The organism is Halomonas sp. BC04 (assembly GCF_000568385.1).
In genome coordinates, this window is record NZ_AZQX01000381.1 from 1 (window position 1) to 18,093 (window position 18,093).

The window sequence follows — 18,093 nt, forward strand, 5'->3', positions numbered from 1 at the left end:
CTGGCAGAGTGCCGTTGCCGCTTCGCGAAGCCGCTGGCGTCGCCAGGGGAAACGGTCATGCCATTGACGTTGTGTTCGATCAGTTCGGCGGCGGCCGCATGACGAAAGGCAATGACGCCAAGCCCGCTGGCCATGGCCTCGGTTACGACGTTGCCCCAGGTCTCCGACAGGGAAGGAAAGAGAAACAGGTCGGCGCTGGCATAGTGACGCGCCAATTCGTTCGACGGCAGGAAGCCGGTAAAGTGGGCTTGTGGAAGCGATTGTTCCAGCGAACGACGAGCGGGGCCGTCGCCGACGATGACCAAGGCCATGTCGGGCCGGGCATCTAGCATGGAGCGAAAACTCTCTCGCAGCAGGCCGAGATTCTTTTCCTTGGCCAGGCGTCCCACGTGGAGGGCGACGGGTTGGTGCTCACCAGCGCCCCACTGGCGACGCAGTTCAGGATCACGGTGTGCGGGAGAAAAGAAGGCTGCGTCGATCCCGCGACCCATCACTGCCAGATTGAGGAACCCCTGGTTGGCCAGCAGGTCGGCCTGCATGCGAGTCGGGACCAGGTTGGCGGCACAGGCATTGTGAAAACGCCGCAAGACCCGCTGCATCAGAGGGGCCAGCCAAGGCACGCCATAGTCATGGCAGTAGTGATCGAAGTTGGTATGCCAGCCGGCCACGACGGGAATGGACAAACGTCTCGCCGCTCGTTGTGCCGACCAGCCCAGGGGGCCTTGTGTGGCCAGGTAAATCACATCGGGGCGTTGCTTCTGCCACAGGCGCAGCATGCGCCGCGTGGCGGGCATGCCGAGCCGTACATCTCGATAGCCGGGCAGAGAGACGCCACGGACGTGAAGCTCGGCCTGCATGCGGGGAGCGGAGCCGCTTCGCCTGCTGGAAGTGATCGGCGCGGGACGAACGAGCTGCTGCTCGATCCCGCGAACCGTCAGTTCCCGGCTTAGCTGTAGCAGGGTATGGGCAACGCCATTGATCTCGGGTAACCAGGTTTCGCTGACCAGACAGATACGCATGAGGCCCCCGTCGCTCACTGGCCCCGCAGGGGCCTTGGCCTATAAGCATGCCGCCCTGGTATGACATGCCAGCGACAAGGACATGATGATGGGATGACGTCGTGTTGCCCCACTACACCCTGGTCCACCATGGTCGGCTCGCCAATCGTGCGCGAATCCGCGAAGCTTGACCCTCAAGCTGCCCGGAGTCCGCCATGAAGCATTCCCCCGCCTATCGCCTTGCCGCCACCATACTGCACGGTTTCGACGAGTATCGTTCACGCTTCAAGGAGATCACTGCGGATGCCAGCCGGCGCTTCCGGGATGCCGCGTGGCGGGAGGCGCAGCAGGCCTCTGCGGAACGCATCGACCTCTACGACGAGAAGGTCGAGGAAACCCTCGACAGGCTCAAGCGTTCATTCGCGGACGAGGACCTGACCCACTGCGAATGTTGGCGAGAGGCCAGGAATCACTACGCAGAGCTGATCAGCCAGCGTCTCGACTATGAGCTGGCCGAAACCTATTTCAATTCGATGTTCTGTTCGATTTTCCATCATCGCCATATTCGCAACGAGTGGATGTTCGTCTACAGCTCCCGGGATGCGGCGGCGCACCACTCGGGCATCGAGCGCTGCCGGCGCCTGCCGGTGGAAGGAAAATGGGAGGAGGCGATCCACTGGGCACTGGCGGGGGCTCCCTTCGAGACACCTTTCGACAACCTGCAGCGCGATACTCGGCTGGCTGGCGAGTTCCTGCGTGGCCACCTGCCAGCCGCCATTCTCGACGCGCCGGATACCGAGGTCGAGCTGCTCAAGAGCGTCTTCTACCGTAACAAGGGCGCCTATCTGGTGGGGCGCATTCGAGGGGGCGGTGAGCAGGTCCCGCTGGTGTTGCCGGTGCTTCACGATGAGGGGCAAGGCCTGCACCTGGACACGGTGCTCATCGAGTCCGACGAGGTATCGATCATCTTCTCCTTTACCCGCGCCTACTTCCAGGTGGAGGTACAGGTGCCGGGCGAGTTCGTCGACTATTTGCAGGAATTGATGCCCGACAAGCCCGAAGGGGAGCTATACGCCTCTATCGGCTTCTTCAAGCATGGCAAGACGGAATTCTTCCGTGCGCTCAACCGGCAGGTTGCCAAGCGGGAGGATCAGTTCATCATCGCGCCCGGGGTGCGGGGCATGGTGATGGCGGTATTCGTGCTGCCGTCGTTTCGCACGGTGTTCAAGATCATCAAGGATCGTTTCGACCCTTCCAAGCAGATGAGTCGGGAGAACGTGCGCGAGAAGTATAGCCTGGTCAAGCGTCATGACCGGGTCGGTCGCATGGCCGATACCCAGGAGTTCTCCAACTTCATCGCCCGCAAGGATCACTTCGCGCCGGAGTGCCTGGAGGAGCTGCTCGCCGTGGCGCCCTCCAATGTCCAGCTCAAGGGTGACAAGGTCACCATCAAGCACTGTTACACGGAGCGGATGATGACACCGCTCAACATCTACCTGGAGCAGTGCGATGAAGCCGAGACAAGGGCCGTACTCAAGGACTATGGCAATGCCATCAAGCAGATGGCGGCAGCCAACATATTTCCGGGAGACATGTTGCTCAAGAACTTCGGCGTCACTCGTCATGGCCGGGTGATCTTCTACGACTATGACGAAGTCTGCTATCTCACCGAGTGCAATTTCCGACATATTCCGGAGCCGATGTATCCCGAACAGGAGCTCTCCGACGAACCCTGGTACTCGGTGGGACCGAATGATATTTTCCCCGAGGAATTCGGCCCCTTCCTGTTCGCCGACATCCGGCTACGCAAGCTCTTCTATGAGCTGCATCCGGAGCTGCTCGACGCGGATTACTGGAAGGGCTTGCAACAGGCCATCCTGGATGGGCGTGTCATTGACGTCTATCCCTACCGCAACAAGCAGCGCTTTGCCGGTAGCGAGGAGAATGGCCTGGTCTATTGAACCGATTCGCATCCAGATTCGCCGTTTCCATGTGAATGACAGGCAACAGCAATGATGAGGCAGGGTATGGCTGAGGAGAGGCGCCCCCACCTGGTGGTCTTTACCGGGTCCGGCATCAGCGCCGAGAGCGGCATCCAGACCTTCCGGGCCAGCGATGGCCTGTGGGCCGACCACCCCATCGAGCAGGTGGCCACCCCAGAAGCCTGGCGTCGTGACCCCCGGCGGGTGCTTGAATTCTATAATATCCGCCGGGCCCAGGTGCGCCGAGCTCGGCCCAATGCCGCCCATAAGGCTCTGGCAGAGCTGGAAAAAAAGGGCTTCCGGGTCAGTATCATCACCCAGAATATCGATGACCTGCACGAGCGTGCCGGCTCCCGCAACGTGCTGCATCTGCATGGCGAGATACTCAAGGCGCGCTCAACGGTGGATGCCCGCATGCAGTATCGTTTGCCGCGTGGCGGCATCGAACTGGGCGATATCTGCGACAAGGGGAGCCAGCTTCGCCCCGACGTAGTGTGGTTCGGCGAGAGCGTGCCGCATTTTGGTGAGGCGTGTGAGATCGTCGGCGAAGCGGACCTGCTGCTGGTGGTGGGTACGTCGCTCGCCGTGATGCCGGCCGCATCGCTGCTGGAGCATGCCCCGCTGGACGCCCCCTGCGTACTGGTGGACCCTGACGCCGAGAGGCTGTCACCCCCTGGCGTGGCGAGGTTCTGCCAGCCGGCGGGAAAGGGGGTGCCTCAGTTGGTGCGTCAATGGAAGCGCGAAGGACGTCTATGGATGCCGGAGACGCTGCTAGGAGCCTCTCCCTAAGCGGGGAGTCATGATAGAATGCTGCCCCTTTCAGCACCGCCAAAGGCTCTCATGTCGGACGATACGCCCAGCGATTTCAGCGATCGTGATCCCGCAACGGGTCATCCGCGGCCGCCACGGCGAGAGTTCAAGGCGCGCGGGAGCTTCGTCGAGCGCTGCCCCGGCTGCAACCTGCCCCGCCTCAACTGCCTTTGTCCCTATCGGCGAACGGTCGAGAGCATGGCTCGTGTCTGGCTGCTGACGCACCCCCTTGAGCACCACAAGCCAACCAACACCGGACGACTGATCCGGGACGTGCTACCAACCACCGAGGTGTTCACCTGGTACCGCACCACGCCGGACGAGCGCTTATTGGCGCTGCTGGCGGATTCACGCTACGCACCCTTCATCATCTTTCCCGATGACCAGCCAGACTACGCCGATCGCGTGGTAGGCATCGATGCGGTGGCGGAAGCCAAGCGGCAGGAGCGCATCCCGGTCTTCATCCTGCTTGACGGCACCTGGCGGCAGGCCCGGCGGATCTTTCGTAAGAGCCCCTACCTGGATGGCCTGCCGGTGCTGCCACTCGCCACCGAACGGTTGACCCGCTATCAGCTGCGCAAGCCGGCATCGGCGGCGCACCTGTGCACTGCCGAAGTGGCCGCCGAACTGCTGCGCCAGTCGGGAGATGCCGAGGCCGCCCAGGTGCTGGACGATTACTTCGATGTCTTCAATGTCAGCTACGCTGCCAGTCGACGGTACGAGAAAATCGTTGAGCAGACGCCCGCCATGCAGAGGCTGCAGGAACGCCGGCTGAGCTAATCCAGCTCAAGCTTCTGCACGCCACCCAACCCTGTAGTGAGGCCCCCTACACCAGGCTGCTGTGTGCCTACGGCTGGTTCCCATTCATGTTACTGCCTTCCCCTGTCATACGAACCTGTGAGCCTGGTTTACCAGATAATGCTTCCAGAGCGACGGAAAATCTCCCCCTTCCTTATCCTCTGATTTGGCTGTGTGTGTAGAGAAACAACACAGGTCAAGCGCAAAAATCTTTTTTAAACAACATCTTATATAATTTCTTCTCTCGGCGATCTTCCAGGAAAGCGAAATGGATTGACAAGCACCTGGTGTGTGGCTAATTTGATATCACAACTGGTTAACCAGATAGCTGGTTAACCAATGATAGCCCCCAGCCACGCTTGGTATCGCACATGGAAAAATCGAACCTGTTCAAGGCCGTACGGACGCCAGACCTATCCGATCTGGTCGCTCGTCAGATTCGGACGCTGGTGGTCGACGGCAAACTCCTTCCCGGGGAAAAGTTGCCATCGGAGCGGGAGCTTGCAAGCCGTTTTGAAGTGGGGCGGGGTCATGTGCGTAGCGCAATTCAGAAGCTGGAGTTTTATGGGCTCGTCAAGACCTACCCTCAGCGAGGGACTATTGTCGAGGGGGTCAGCAATGTGGGACTGCGCCGTCTATGCAGCGACATGTTGGGGCTGGAAGAGATGCCGTTGGCGGTAGTGAGTGAGCTACGCAAGATACTCGAGGTCAATGCGGCTCGGCTGGCTGCGCAACGGGCGAGCCAAGAAGATGCCGCAAGGATCAGGCATGCATGGGAGGCCCACGGCCAGAAAGTCGAAGCCGGTGGTCCCGCGATGAGTGAAGACTCGGCCTTTCACAACGCCATTGCAAAGGCGTCGGGTAATCCGATGTTGGCAGCCTTCATTCAGATTCTTTCCGAGGAGATCATCAACCTGACAATAGACTATGACGCTTGCCGTGATAGTCGTCCCACCGAAGCAATGAAAGAGCACGAAGCAGTATTACTGGCGATTGAAGCCGGTGATGTTGCTGCTGCAGGGCAAGCCATGACCAGACACCTGGATTCTTCGGACCAGCAATATGGCTTTGAATCGATAGTTGACGAGGCGAAGGGCAGGGTGTCTGTAGCTGGTCTTGGAGTGCAGTTGCAAGGAAGCAAGTGACAAGCAGGACAATAATTACAAGCTTTAAACGGATTGATTCTGCAACTGAAAACAGAAAAGATAGAGGAAAACAATCATGCGAAAGAAAAGTACCGTTCTGGCAACAACAATGGCAGCAACCCTCTTCAGTATGGGAGCAGCCAATGCCAGTGTTACGGAGATCCGGTTGGCGCACACCCAGGCCGCAGACCTGGCTTCAGAAATCCATACTGCGTCATGGATTTTCAAGAACTACGTCAATGATTTCTCAAATGACCTCAATGTCAGAGTGTATGCAGATAATGCCCTCGGTGAAGAACGGGAGGTGTATGAGGGTATGCAGCTGGGGTCTGGTGCCACATGCATGATAAGTGGTACAGCTATCTTGAGCAATTTTACGGATAGAATCGCCGTCCTGGACCTTCCGTTCCTGTGGAAAGACTATGATCACGTGGCTCGAGTTCTTGATGGTGAGGTGGGTCAAGAAATCGCTGGAGATCTGGAGGAGTCCGGACTGAAGGTTCTCGGCTACCTCAATAGTTGGGGATACCGTAACGTTTACACAGCCGATGCCCAAGTGACTTCGCCGGACGATTTGCGTGGGTTGAGTATTCGCACCATTCCAACTCCTGTCTACGAATCTGCAATCGAGCTGATGGGTGCCAACCCAGTGCCGATGGATTTTGGTGAGGTTTATACTTCAATGCAGACCGGGGTGCTTGATGGATATGAGCATGGAGCGTCTGTCACCAAGGCTCAGGGCTACTACGAGGTGGCTAATTATGCAGCGATTACCGAGCACCTCTTTGGTCCTCTGGTCTTCGCTTGCTCCCAGTCCCAGTGGGAGGCCCTGAGTGAGAGACAGCAGGAAACGATGCAGGCTGCCGTAAAGTATGCCAGCGATGTGAATCGTGCCTTGACACCGGTGCGTGATGCAGAGGCTTTCGAATTCCTGATGGATCAGGGCATGGAGGTGAATCATATTGATACCTCTGTGTTCCGGGAGGCTGCCATTCCGGTCCAGGATGAGCTGGCCGCCGAATACAATGCCACCGACCTCCTCCAGATTATCCGTGATGAACTTTGATATGACGAGATAGGAAAGGCAATGGCCCAGGCAGTGCATCCTTGTCTGGGCCATTTTTCCTGGCATTGCCAGCATCTCAAGCTGATGCTGAAAAATAACTTGTAGCAGGGCTTCTCATGAATGTTTTGTTAAAGGCCATGGATAGAGTGGTGGAGAGTGCTGTTGCTGTAATTTTTGCGGCAATGGTAGTGGTCGGGGCTGCGCAAATATTTTACCGTTATGTGCTAGGGGGCTCTCTTGGCTGGAGTCATGAGTTTCAGAGGTTTGCGCATATATGGCTAGTGTTTATTGTCATTCCCATTGCTTACAATTATGGATCCCACATTGGGATGAATATAATAAGCAATCGATTTCCGCCGAAAATGCACTACGGGTTCGAGTTGATGATTCATTCTGTCTGGTTTCTATTTGGTCTCGGGATCTGTGTTTACACACTTGATCTAATGGAGGTCGCTCAGCGCCAAACAAGCTCCAGTCTTCGCATTCCCATGCATTATGTCTATTCCGTGTTTCTCTTCAGCGGTGGATATACCATGTTTGTGGCAGTAAGGAAGATAGTCCGGCGACTTAGAACCCCTGTTGATCAGCGTCTTGTCGAAGCTGGCTCACTGGAGTAACCTCATGCTCATCATTCTTCTTGGCTTGCTTTTACTTTTGATTCTCATGGGGTTTCCTGTCCTCTTGGCTATTGGAGTCATCGGTTTTGGTGGCATAATTTATATTCCGGAATTGAACCCCGCCCTGTTCCCTCAGCGCATGTTTGGTATGCTGGATTCCTTCAGCCTGCTGGCACTGCCATACTTCATTCTGGCGGGGGAGTTGATGCTTCGGGGTGGAATGAGCCAGAAGCTGGTCGAGTTCTCGGATGCCCTTGTCGGGCATGTGAGGGGTGGCCTCGCTCATGCTAATGTGGTGTCAAGCATGGCGTTTTCTGGAGTGTCTGGCTCCTCGACAGCAGACACTTCTGCTATCGGCTCCATCCTCATTCCCACTATGAAGGATAGAGGGTATAAGCCCGGCTTCGCCGCTGCAATCACTGCAGTTTCAGGTACCATTGGTCCGATCATACCGCCAAGCATGACGATGATTATCTACGGATCCATGGCGGGAGTATCGATCGGAAGCCTGTTCCTCTCTGGCATCCTTCCGGGCTTAGCGATTGCCTTCGGTTTGATGGCCGTTACTCATGTAATGTCCTACCTGAAAGGTTTCCCTGAGCTACGTGTCGTTACAGGGAAGTTTGATTTAAAGAATGTTCTGCGAGCAACTCGAAACGTCTGGACAGCGTTATTAGCGCCAGTAATTATACTGGGGGGTATTCTTGGCGGAGTGTTTACCGCTACCGAGGCCGGTATCGTGGCCACGGTGTATGCGCTTTTCATCAGTATGTTTGTATATCGGCAGGTACGAATTCGTGACCTTCCCTATATTCTATTTAAGGCTGGGCTGACAACAGGCATGGTGGTGGGGATTATTGCTGCTGCCGGATCAATTGGATATCTGCTTTCTTATCTTGATTTTAATCAGATTGTCGGTCAGTTCGTGATTGATGTTGCACCCTCACCGCTGGCGGCGGCTCTTATCTTCCTCGGAATCATGATCGGCCTGACGATGTTTGTGGAGTCGCTGGCTGTTCTTGTCATCATGGTCCCTATTGCAGTGTTAATCGGAAATGCTTATGCATTCGACCCGATTCACTTCGGCTTGCTTGTCGTCATGGCCACCCAGATCGGTGCAACAACACCTCCTGTCGCCGTTCTCCTTTTCGTGGCGACGAGTATCGCCAAGACCTCCTATGATCAGACCATTAAGTACTGCTGGCCTTTTGTTCTTGTGCTGATATTGGTTCTTCTTCTTGTGCTTGTGGTTCCTGAGCTTGCGACCTGGATACCCGGGGCCGTGATGCGATGAGCTGCAAATTAAAGGGCCGTAACTTACGATTCACATGAAAGGACAGAATAATGCATGATATATCAGAAAACGCTTTCAAGCGGAGCCTGTCGCTTAACGACTTTCAGCTCGGGTTGTGGAGCAGCATGGCTAGCCCCGCCGCGGCTGAAATCCTGGCCTTCGCTGATGCTGACTGGATCCTGCTTGACTGTGAGCATTCACCCAATGACCTGAAAGATGTCGTGCATCTGTTGAGAGCCGTCACAGGTGGGCGGGCCAGTCCGGTCGTACGTCCCCCATGGAATGACGCGATCTGGATCAAGCGCCTGCTGGATGTCGGCGTCCAGAGCTTTCTCGTGCCCTTTGTCGAGACTGCCGAGGAGTGCGAGGCGGTAGTCAAGGCTGTGCGCTACCCCCCACACGGGGTTCGGGGGGTGTCGGTAGCCCATCGTGCCAACCGCTACGGTCGCATCAAGAATTACTTGGCCAGCGCTCAGGACGAGATCTGTGTCGTGGTTCAGATTGAAAGTCAAAAGTCGATTGATAATCTCGATAATATCCTTGGCGTGGAGGGTCTGGATGGGGTTTTCGTCGGTCCCTCTGACTTGGCCGCCAATCTCGGGCATTTGGGGAATCCACAGCACCCCGATGTGCAGCGGGCGATTGCCGATATCTGCAGCCGTGCCCGTCACAAGGGCATCCCGGCTGGGATCCTCGCAGGTAATGCCGACAGCACGGTTAGCTATCGTGAGATGGGGTTCACCTTCATCGCCGCGGGTGCCGACATCGGGCTGCTACGACAAGGCGTCGATGCCCTCTGTGATACCGTCAGGTCAGGAGTAAGGTCATGAGGCGGCCGACCGGCATGGTGGGTCGCGCCCTCTGTGACTGCCATGCGCATATATTCGGTGCAACCAGACAGTATCCATTGGATGTAGGCGCCGATTATCGCCCAGCCCAAGCGACCGCTGACGACTACCGCTTGATGCTGGATCGGCTTGGTATCGCACACTGCGTTCTGGTTCAGCCGAGCGTTTACGGCACCGATAATCGTTGCTTGGTCGATGCCTTGAGGGTGTTAGGCGACAGGGCCAAGGGCGTGGCCGTGATTTCTCCTGACATAACTGATGAGGAGCTGCTGGAACTGAACCGAGCTGGCGTCTGCGGAATTCGACTGAATACCGCAGCAAAAAATGGAATGGACCTAGATGCCCTGGAGCCATTGGCCGAACGCATTCGTCCCCTTGGATGGCATATCCAGGTGCTGCTGAACGAAGATGCGCTGATCCAATCCTATCGCCGTCTGGCAAGGCTCGGTTGTGATGTTGTGGTGGATCATTTCGCCCTACTGAACCCCCACTCCTTTCTAGCGAGCACTGGTTTCAGGAAGCTACTGGACTTGCTCAATGGTGGCAATGCCTGGGTCAAGCTGTCAGCTCCCTACTTGCAGGGGGCGACCACGATTGACGAGTTTCGAGCCTTCTCCGGCCTTGCTCAGGCGTTATCCTCGGCAACGCCGGACCGCGTTCTTTGGGCAACTGACTGGCCGCATCCAGCCTTCAGGAGTGGATATCTTGATGATCGTGTGCTGCTTGATATTCTGGCCGAATGGATACCTGACCCGATATCTCGTCACCATATTCTCGAAGATAATCCCCAGGCACTTTACAAGTTCAACCAACCCTGAGGAGTCCTGGAGTTAAACCGGGAGAAAACTATGACACGGATTTTGCTAACCCATACACCCTCTGCCAGAAAGAACTGGTACGGTGAGAAGGCCACCCAGAGCCTGGCTGAATTAGGTGAGCTTGCATTGAGGGAGCATGAAAGTGCCTGGGGCTGTGATGAACTGCTAAGAGCAGCAGAGTCGTGCGACATTATCGTTTCAGATCGGGCAACACCCATTCCTGCTTCTGTGTTTGAGCGAGCCGAAAAACTGTTGGCAGTCGTTCGCTGTGCCATGGATGTTCGAAATATTGATATCGACGCCGCGTCTAGAAATGGTGTGGTCGTGACCCGTGCAGGGCCGGGTTTTTCCCTATCGGTCAGCGAGTGGATCATTGGTCAGATGGTGAATCTGGCTCGCCATATTCCCGACTACATACTGGCTTACCGAGAAGGCCGTGTTCCTGAGCCCATTATGGGGCGACAGTTGTCCGGAAAGACAGCCGGTATTATCGGTTTTGGTCATATTGGAAGGACAGTGGCTCCTGTTCTCGAATCCATGGGCTTGAAGGTACTGGTTAACGATCCACATATCAGCGTTGAAATGGGTTTGGTAGAGCAGGTTGATTTCGACGATCTGTTGCAACAGTCCGATTTCGTTATCTGTCTAGCAGTGTCGAACGAGGAAACAGCTGATCTGATGAATGCTTCGGCTTTTGAACGCATGAAGAACGGAGCTTATTTCATCAATCCTTCTCGGGGAGAGTTGGTCGATGAAAAGGCGCTCGAGCATGCATTGCTGTCCGGTTCACTGGCTGGTGCTGCACTGGATGTCGGCAAGGAGCATGACAACTACCCCTCCCCCACGCTGGCTCAGCGGAGCGATGTCATCGCAACACCACACATTGGCGGCATGTCACCTGAGGCAGTCAGCTATCAAGCCTTGCAAACCGTAGAGCAAGTTCGCCAAATACTCGATGGGGTCGTCCCAGATGGTGCGTTGAATGCCGATGCTGTGACTAGAATGGGTAGTCTGAGTGTCAAGAAAAGATAGCTTAAATTATTTCGACAGGAAGCAGACATGACAAAAAGAGATCCACAAAGCCTGCGCTCTTCGCGCTGGTTCTCACCCGATACTCTGCGTGGTTTTGGCCATCGTTCTCGCATGATGCAGATGGGCTATGGTCCGAATGACTGGGAGGGAAAGCCTGTCATCGCCATTCTCAATACATGGTCTGATATCAACCCCTGTCATGCACATTTCAGGCATCGTGTAGAGGATATAAAGCGAGGAGTGCTTCAGGCAGGCGGGCTGCCCATTGAACTTCCCGCGCTTTCCCTTTCGGAAAATTTCGTCAAGCCGACGACCATGTTGTATCGCAATCTTCTTGCGATGGAAGCGGAGGAGCTCATAAGATCGCATCCAGTGGATGGCGCCATTCTAATGGGCGGCTGTGACAAGACAACGCCAGGACTTGTTCTGGGCGCCGTCTCTGCAGGTCTGCCCTTTCTCTTCGTTCCTGCGGGCCCCATGCTGCGCGGAAACTTCAAAGGTAAGGTGCTTGGTTCGGGGGCCGATGGATGGAAGTACTGGGATGAGCGGCGTGCCGGCACCATCACCCAAGAGGAGTGGCGGGGAGTCGAAGCTGGCATCGCACGCTCCTACGGGCACTGCATGACCATGGGGACTGCCTCTACCATGACCGCGATTGCCGAGGCCTTGGGGTTGACCCTGTCTGGAGCATCCTCGATTCCCGCAGCCGATGCCAACCACATACGCATGTGCTGTGATGCTGGGCGACGTGTCGTGGACATGGTCTGGGAGGCCTCACGCCCGAAAGAATTCTGACGGACCTGTCCATAGCCAACGCGAAGGTGGTGGCCATGGCCATGGGGTGTTCAACCAATGCCGTTATCCACCTGATTGCGATGGCGCAACGTGCCGGCGTTTCATTGACACTCGATGATTTGGATGCTGCTAGCAGAACCGTCCCCGTACTGGCGAATATAAGGCCGGTCGGGGATCAGTATCTTATGGAGGACTTTTTCTATGCAGGTGGTCTGCGGGCATTGATGGTTCAGCTCAAGGAGTACCTGGAGCTCTCTGTCATGACGGTCACCGGAAGGACATTGGGAGAGAACCTCTCAGATGCTGAGGTCTACAACAGCGACGTGATCCGCCCAATGTCCAATCCGGTTTACCACGAGGGGTCCCTGGCCGTTCTCAAGGGCAACCTCTCACCCGATGGTGCGGTCATCAAGCCAGCAGCTTGCGATCCCAAGTTCCACAACCATACCGGCCCCGCGCTGGTGTTCGACAGCTATCCCGAATTGAAGGCCGCAGTCGATGACGAGGAACTGGACATCACTCCCGACCATGTTCTGGTATTGCGCAACACTGGGCCTCAGGGGGGGCCCGGTATGCCAGAGTGGGGGATGTTGCCGATACCCAAGGCACTACTGAAGCAAGGATGCCGTGACATGCTCAGGATATCCGACGCCCGTATGTCTGGTACCTCCTATGGCGCTTGTGTCTTGCACGTCGCCCCTGAAGCCCATATTGGTGGACCCTTGGCCCTGCTCAAGACGGGTGACCTGATTACCCTGGACCTGGCGAATCGGCGTCTCGATATGCTGGTCGATGATGATGAACTGGCTGCGCGGAGAAAGGAATGGCAGCCTCCGGCCGAGAAGTTTGGTCGTGGCTATGGATGGATGTATTCACGTCATATCTCCCAAGCGAACGAAGGCTGTGATTTCGATTTCCTCAAGACCGACTTCGGGCCGCCGGTAGAAGAGCCGGATATCTATTGATGCAGGTGTGTGCGAGAAGCCGATGTCGATGTCTGTAGCTACGCTGCCAGTCGACGGTACGAGAAAATCGTTGAGCAGACGCCCGCCATGCGGAGACTGCAGGAACGCCGCTCCCCGTAAGGCGTCAGCATTGCGCCTGGGCCACTCGTACGCAGGCGCGTCCCGCGTGCTTGGCCCGGTACATTGCCATATCGGCTCGGTGAGCCAGTTGGCGAGGGGTGTCCCCGGTTGCCATCCAGCAACACCGATGCTGATCGACACCTGGCCGACGGGCGGCAAGGACGTATCGAGCAGTCCCTGGCAGAGGCGATCCGCCAGCTCGGTGGCCTGGTGCAGGTCGCAGTCGGGGGCGATGATCACGAACTCCTCGCCGCCCCAACGACCCAGGTGGTCCGATCCCCTCAGCTGAGCCTGGATTTCCCGGGCCACCAGTCTCAGGATCTGGTCACCTGTGTCATGCCCATGGGTATCGTTGATCCGTTTGAAGTGGTCGATGTCGAGCAGCAGCAACGAGCAGGGCGTGCCGCCGTGATTGGCGATGGTAAGCTCCGCCTCCAGGATCTGTTCGATACGAAACCGGTTGGTGATTTGTGCGACCGGATCGACATGGGCCAGACGCCTGAGCCTGGCATTGCGCGCATGCAGGCGTCGGCAGCGACCCCGGGTCCGCCAGATAGTGATCTCGGTCGATAGCAGCCCGGCGAGGTCGGCTGCGGCCTGTCGGTCGGCCGAAGTCCAGGGGGCGCTTTCCCGAGGTTGCCTGTCCTGGCTGTCTGCCGCCTGGCGGAACAGCAGCAGCCAACCGGCCGGCCGAGTCTCGCTGTTGAGGGGCGCCGCCAGCATGCCAGTGACATTACCCCCGGGCAGCAAGGTCTCGCCGAGCGATGTCTGGGAGAGTCGATGGCTATGCCAGAGGGTGCCGGGGGAGCAGCGGTCGAGAAGAGCGCCCAACTCCTGTAGGTTCTTGGCATGAGGGCGCGTGCCAAGCGCCAGGGCCTTTCCTTGATATACTAGGGCCACACCGCAGGCTTGGAAGTGGTCCCTGCAGGATCTGCCGGCTGCCAGCAGCGAGGCGGTGGAGGGGCGGTGGGGGCGAGTGCCAAGTCGGGCGGCCACCGCCAGGAACTGCCGCCGGCGCAGGGATTCCTCCCGTTCCAGCAGCAGGGCATGGCGCTGGAACGCCGTATGAGCCAGTAGCTGCAGCAGATGGCGAAGCGTGGGTGCCAGGTAGCGGGGCCGAGGACCATGACAGGCAATCAACCCCCAGCGACGCTGAGCATCGTGCAGGTTGATGACGAGGGCGGCGTGCGCCTCCATCTGGCGCAGCCAGCACCGTTCGTCGGCTGGGACCTCGCGCAGCACGGCATGGGAGAGGTCCAGGTCGGCCGCTCCCTCTCCGGCCAGTGGGACGGGACTTGCGTTGGTGTCGGCAATCACCCGCAACGGAGCGGTATCGGAAAAGAGGCATGCCGTTGGATGCGAAAGCGCGGCAGGAAAGGGGCAGCATGTGAGTCGTCGCCCCCCGCTGGCCTCATCGGTCGTTAGCCGTTGCAGCTCGCCGTCATCATCGATGCGATAGACCTCAATGGTTTCGAGCCCGGTCAGTTCGCAAATTGCCTGTCGAAGCAGGGAGAGCACATCAGATGGATTGTCGGCCCCGCTGATGCGTGTACTCCAGCCGGCCACTCGCTCCGACAGGTTGTCCGTCGGGTCTCCGCACGGCTCAAGCTCAAGAATGATGCGGGTTGACACGCCGTGTGCAGTGACATGCAGTGGTTGCGAGGCTGTTTCAAGTCGGCAGGAGACGGTGACGGGGCCTGCTACGCCCTTGCCGAATCGAGCGGCGAGCAGGTTGATGGGTACTGCGCCCAGTACGGCTGATGGAGGTCGTCCGAGCGCATCGGCCGATGTCTGGTCGAGGAACCGGTCCAGGTTGGCGCTGGTGAGCGTTACGCGGCGCCACCGCTGATCGACGACGATCAGGCAGCCATGGGGCTGTATGGCACCGGCGGTTTCCGCCAATACCCTCGGATCGTAGCTCGCATCGAGATCCCTTTGAAGCGAGTCAGGCATGGGGTGTCCTGTTGTGTTTTGGGCCGATGGCCGGGTCTTGCCGCGGCTGTCGGGACTGGCATCGATGATCAACCGACACGACGGGAGTTAACCATTGGTTGCTATATTAGATCAACTCCAGTTTAACTGCGAGTGTAATCCGCGCGGCACATTCGCCGCATGAATGAAAAAATTGCTTTTGCCGAACGCCTGGCTGCCGCAATGCGTGCGGCCGGGTATGAGCCACGGCCCGCCGTTCTCGAGCGTGAATTCAACCTGCGCTACTGGGGTAAGCCCGTCACCCTGCAGGGTGTGCGTCGCTGGCTCTGTGGGGAGACCCTTCCCAAGCAGGAAAAGCTCCAGGTGCTGGCGGAGTGGCTGGGGGTCGAGCCCCAGGCCTTGCGGTATGGGGAAGCCGCCGGGCTGCAGATTCGTGAGGCCCGGGGCCGGTGGGAGACAGCGATCAGTGGCGAGGAGCGACAGGTGCTGCAGCGCTACCTGGCGCTGCCGATCGCCCAGCGCAAGGTAGTGGCGCAGGTCATCGAGGCGTTTTTCCAGGCCCATGGCCCGCTCCCCGACGGGAGCAACGATGCCTCGGAAGAGGGAGGATTCTCGCGCTAGCTACCGAACAACGCCCCGGCAATGCGGAAGCCGGCGACCCAGGTGCCGGCCGCCGAGCCCAGTGTGGCGAACAGGAACACCAGCAGGGTGCGTGAGACACGGTTGCGCCACCAGCCTTCAGTTCGGTGACGTCGTGGCGCAGGGTGGAGAAGTCTTGCACCTTGGGTTTGCGCATCCACAGCTCCACCCCGGCGGCGACGAAGCCGGCGCCGATGGTCGGGTTCAGCGAGGTGAGCGGTGCCGCGACCATGGTGGCCAGTACCGTGACCGGGTGAGCCAGGGCGATCAGCGTGGCGAGGCCCGAGAGAACCCCATTGATCAGGAACCACTCGCCGACCAGCTGCCAGCCCAGTTCGGTATTGCGCGAGAAGCCGATGGCGAAGCCGGTCAGCACCAGGGCCGTGATCACCCAGGGGAGCGAGCGCCATATCCTGGACGGCGGCGGGGTGACCTCCAGCTTCTCACGCTCTTCCCGGGGCGATACGGGCAGTGGCTCGCTGAAGCGCTCGGCCATGCCCTTCATGTGGCCGGCTCCGATTACCACCAGCACATTGCGATATCGCCCGGGGGGCGCCTGCTCGGCCAGGCACATCACCATGTAGCGGTCGCGCTCGGTGATCAGGGGAATGTAGAGCGACTTGGATTCGGCGGCGAATTCGCTGAAGGTGGATTCCAGCACGTCGCCCTCCTTGAGCCGCTCGATCTCCTCGGGCTTGATCTCCTGACGTGACAGCACGCTGCCCAGCAGTCCGGTGAACAGGGACATGCGCTGCCACCAGGGAACGTTGTGGTAGATGCGCTTCAAGGTGATGCCCACGTCACGATCGATCAGCAGCAGGGGAAGCTCGTGGCGTCGGGCCTCCTCCAGTGCGGCGCGCATCTCGGCGCCAGGCTCGATGCCGGACTGCTCGGCGACCCGCTGCTGGAAGGCGCCCAGCGCCAGGCTGGCCGCCACCATGCCGGCCTTTCCCTGGCGAAAGATCTCGAACAGGTCCTGCTTGGCCAGGGCGTCCGGGTCGCTGAGGTTCTGGTGGCGGGAGTCGCACAGCTCGATGGCAACGGCATCGAATTCACCGGAGCCGATCAGGCGGCGCACGTCATCGGCACTCTTTGCCGAGACATGGGCGGTGCCCAGCAGGGTGTAGCGGGTCCCGCCCAGTTCGATGACTTGGCGCGGGCCGCTGAAGTCGCCATCCTGGCGGGGGTCGGTCACGGTGTCCTGAGAGTGGGTCATGAACGCTCGGGGTTGAAAGGGGATGAGGGCCAATTATCCACGAAGCCGGGCCGCGGTCCAAACCCGACCTGTGAAAGTGGCATCAGACTCGCTCAGCGGCGCCAGAAGGCCGGGGTAAACAGCACCAACACCGTGAAGATCTCCAGGCGGCCCAGCAGCATGGCAACCACCAGGATCCATTTGCTGAGCGTCGGCATTTCGCCATAGTTTTCTGAGGCCTCGCCGAGGGCTGGGCCCAGGTTATTGAGCGCCGAGGCCACCGTGGACCAGGCGGTGACCTGGTCGACGCCGGTGGCCATGACCCCCACCAGCATCAGGAAGAACAGCATCACGTAAACCGAGAAGAAGCCCCACACCGCCTGGGCGATGCCGTCGGGCACGCTCACCTTGCCGATCTTGACCGCGATCACGGCGTTGGGGTGGATCAGGCGCATGACCTCGCGCATGCCCTGCTTGAGGATGAGGATGATGCGAATCACCTTCATGCCGCCGCCGGTGGAGCCGGAGCAGCCACCGACGAAGGCCGCCACGAAGAGCAGGAAGGGCAGGGCGCCGGGCCAGACTGAAAAGTCGGCCACGCTGAAGCCGGACGTGGTGGCGATCGATACGACCTGGAAGACGCCATGGCGCAGGCCGCGCTCGGTATCGTAGGTGCCGGTGAGCCACAGCGAGATCACCGTGATGACGGAGAGAAACGCCAGGAACATCAGCAGGAAGCGGGCTTCCGGGTCCTGGAAATAGTGGCGGATCCGCCGGCCGCGCCAGGCCAGGAAATGCAGGCTGAAACTCATGGCCGAGATGATCAGGAAGAATATGCAGATCAGCTCGATGGCGGCGCTGTCGAAGTGGCCGATGCTGGCGTCGTAGGTGGAAAAGCCGCCGATGGCCACGGTGGAGAAGCTGTGGCCCAGGGCATCGAACCAGTTCATGCCGGCGGCCATGTAGGCGAGGAAGCAGGTGATGGTGAGGGCCGCGTAGATGTACACAGCGCTTGGCGGTCTCAGTGATGCGCGGGGTG

At 58.6% G+C, this 18,093-nt stretch carries 14 protein-coding genes and 3 pseudogenes; 13 read left to right on the forward strand and 4 right to left on the reverse strand.

Annotated features, from left to right (window positions below; all coding sequences use genetic code 11):
* On the reverse strand, window positions 1-1,019 hold a 1,019-nt coding region (locus Q427_RS25545), incomplete at its 3' end, for a glycosyltransferase family 4 protein (RefSeq protein WP_043518212.1).
* Between the two features lie 194 nt (window positions 1,020-1,213).
* Between Q427_RS25545 and aceK the strand changes: the two genes are divergently transcribed.
* The 12 genes and pseudogenes from aceK (at window position 1,214) to Q427_RS37180 (ending at window position 13,168) form a co-directional block, all read left to right on the forward strand.
* Window positions 1,214-2,959 (forward strand): bifunctional isocitrate dehydrogenase kinase/phosphatase, encoded by a 1,746-nt coding sequence (gene aceK / locus Q427_RS25550; protein WP_043518213.1) that lies wholly within the window; start codon window positions 1,214-1,216, stop codon window positions 2,957-2,959.
* A gap of 66 nt (window positions 2,960-3,025) precedes the next feature.
* A complete protein-coding gene (locus tag Q427_RS25555; RefSeq protein WP_043518215.1) occupies window positions 3,026-3,769 on the forward strand; it encodes an SIR2 family NAD-dependent protein deacylase in 744 nt (247 codons plus the stop codon).
* Window positions 3,770-3,820: 51 nt separating this feature from the next.
* Window positions 3,821-4,570 carry a tRNA-uridine aminocarboxypropyltransferase gene (locus Q427_RS25560; RefSeq protein ID WP_043518216.1) on the forward strand — a complete coding sequence of 250 codons (750 nt, stop codon included), beginning with the start codon at window positions 3,821-3,823 and terminating at the stop codon, window positions 4,568-4,570.
* A gap of 389 nt (window positions 4,571-4,959) precedes the next feature.
* Window positions 4,960-5,733 carry a FadR/GntR family transcriptional regulator gene (locus Q427_RS25565; RefSeq protein WP_051496714.1) on the forward strand — a complete coding sequence of 258 codons (774 nt, stop codon included), beginning with the start codon at window positions 4,960-4,962 and terminating at the stop codon, window positions 5,731-5,733.
* 76 nt (window positions 5,734-5,809) lie between these two features.
* Window positions 5,810-6,799: a TRAP transporter substrate-binding protein gene (locus Q427_RS25570; protein ID WP_043518217.1), complete on the forward strand. Its 990-nt coding sequence runs from the start codon at window positions 5,810-5,812 to the stop codon at window positions 6,797-6,799.
* Between the two features lie 182 nt (window positions 6,800-6,981).
* Window positions 6,982-7,416: a TRAP transporter small permease gene (locus Q427_RS37170; RefSeq protein WP_442905577.1), complete on the forward strand. Its 435-nt coding sequence runs from the start codon at window positions 6,982-6,984 to the stop codon at window positions 7,414-7,416.
* A 4-nt stretch (window positions 7,417-7,420) separates the two neighbouring features.
* Window positions 7,421-8,710, forward strand: coding sequence for a TRAP transporter large permease (locus tag Q427_RS25580; protein ID WP_043518219.1), 1,290 nt, complete (start codon window positions 7,421-7,423; stop codon window positions 8,708-8,710).
* Between the two features lie 50 nt (window positions 8,711-8,760).
* On the forward strand, window positions 8,761-9,540 hold the full coding sequence (locus Q427_RS25585) for an HpcH/HpaI aldolase family protein (RefSeq protein ID WP_155833697.1): 780 nt from the start codon (window positions 8,761-8,763) through the stop codon (window positions 9,538-9,540).
* The gene (locus Q427_RS25590; protein WP_051496715.1) at window positions 9,537-10,376 is read left to right on the forward strand and encodes an amidohydrolase family protein; all 840 of its coding nucleotides are present in this window, start codon (window positions 9,537-9,539) and stop codon (window positions 10,374-10,376) included. The genes Q427_RS25585 and Q427_RS25590 overlap by 4 nt, the downstream gene beginning before the upstream one ends.
* A gap of 30 nt (window positions 10,377-10,406) precedes the next feature.
* Complete coding sequence (locus Q427_RS25595) at window positions 10,407-11,408, forward strand: NAD(P)-dependent oxidoreductase (RefSeq protein ID WP_043518221.1); 1,002 nt, start codon at window positions 10,407-10,409, stop codon at window positions 11,406-11,408.
* A gap of 120 nt (window positions 11,409-11,528) precedes the next feature.
* Window positions 11,529-12,436, forward strand: a pseudogene (locus Q427_RS37175) (dihydroxy-acid dehydratase domain-containing protein); the annotation flags it as partial.
* Window positions 12,437-12,538: 102 nt separating this feature from the next.
* Window positions 12,539-13,168 (forward strand): hypothetical protein, encoded by a 630-nt coding sequence (locus tag Q427_RS37180; RefSeq protein WP_442905578.1) that lies wholly within the window; start codon window positions 12,539-12,541, stop codon window positions 13,166-13,168.
* Here Q427_RS37180 and Q427_RS25605 read toward each other — a convergent pair.
* Window positions 13,076-15,241, reverse strand: a complete 2,166-nt coding sequence (locus tag Q427_RS25605) for a sensor domain-containing diguanylate cyclase (RefSeq protein WP_043518223.1) — start codon at window positions 15,239-15,241, stop codon at window positions 13,076-13,078. The genes Q427_RS37180 and Q427_RS25605 overlap by 93 nt on opposite strands.
* Window positions 15,242-15,400: 159 nt before the next feature.
* Between Q427_RS25605 and Q427_RS25610 the strand changes: the two genes are divergently transcribed.
* The gene (locus tag Q427_RS25610; protein ID WP_081786219.1) at window positions 15,401-15,841 is read left to right on the forward strand and encodes a transcriptional regulator; all 441 of its coding nucleotides are present in this window, start codon (window positions 15,401-15,403) and stop codon (window positions 15,839-15,841) included.
* On the opposite strand, the pseudogene Q427_RS25615 reads toward Q427_RS25610, so the two are convergent.
* Window positions 15,838-17,075 (reverse strand): annotated as a pseudogene (locus Q427_RS25615) (TraB/GumN family protein). The gene Q427_RS25610 and the pseudogene Q427_RS25615 sit on opposite strands and share 4 nt — an antisense overlap.
* Before the next feature lie 92 nt (window positions 17,076-17,167).
* Window positions 17,168-18,093, reverse strand: a pseudogene (locus Q427_RS25620) (potassium transporter TrkG); the annotation flags it as partial.

Bases quoted from the DNA above. Each gene is read 5' to 3' on its own strand.
- aceK (WP_043518213.1), top strand. From the start codon at position 1,214: ATGAAGCATTCCCCCGCCTATCGCCTTGCCGCCACCATACTGCACGGT.
- Q427_RS37180 (WP_442905578.1), top strand. From the start codon at position 12,539: ATGTCCAATCCGGTTTACCACGAGGGGTCCCTGGCCGTTCTCAAGGGC.
- Q427_RS25585 (WP_155833697.1), top strand. From the start codon at position 8,761: ATGCATGATATATCAGAAAACGCTTTCAAGCGGAGCCTGTCGCTTAAC.
- Q427_RS25610 (WP_081786219.1), top strand. From the start codon at position 15,401: ATGAATGAAAAAATTGCTTTTGCCGAACGCCTGGCTGCCGCAATGCGT.
- Q427_RS25580 (WP_043518219.1), top strand. From the start codon at position 7,421: ATGCTCATCATTCTTCTTGGCTTGCTTTTACTTTTGATTCTCATGGGG.
- Q427_RS25555 (WP_043518215.1), top strand. From the start codon at position 3,026: ATGGCTGAGGAGAGGCGCCCCCACCTGGTGGTCTTTACCGGGTCCGGC.
- Q427_RS25565 (WP_051496714.1), top strand. From the start codon at position 4,960: ATGGAAAAATCGAACCTGTTCAAGGCCGTACGGACGCCAGACCTATCC.
- Q427_RS25570 (WP_043518217.1), top strand. From the start codon at position 5,810: ATGCGAAAGAAAAGTACCGTTCTGGCAACAACAATGGCAGCAACCCTC.
- Q427_RS25560 (WP_043518216.1), top strand. From the start codon at position 3,821: ATGTCGGACGATACGCCCAGCGATTTCAGCGATCGTGATCCCGCAACG.
- Q427_RS25595 (WP_043518221.1), top strand. From the start codon at position 10,407: ATGACACGGATTTTGCTAACCCATACACCCTCTGCCAGAAAGAACTGG.
- Q427_RS25590 (WP_051496715.1), top strand. From the start codon at position 9,537: ATGAGGCGGCCGACCGGCATGGTGGGTCGCGCCCTCTGTGACTGCCAT.
- Q427_RS25605 (WP_043518223.1), bottom strand. From the start codon at position 15,241: ATGCCTGACTCGCTTCAAAGGGATCTCGATGCGAGCTACGATCCGAGG.
- Q427_RS37170 (WP_442905577.1), top strand. From the start codon at position 6,982: ATGGTAGTGGTCGGGGCTGCGCAAATATTTTACCGTTATGTGCTAGGG.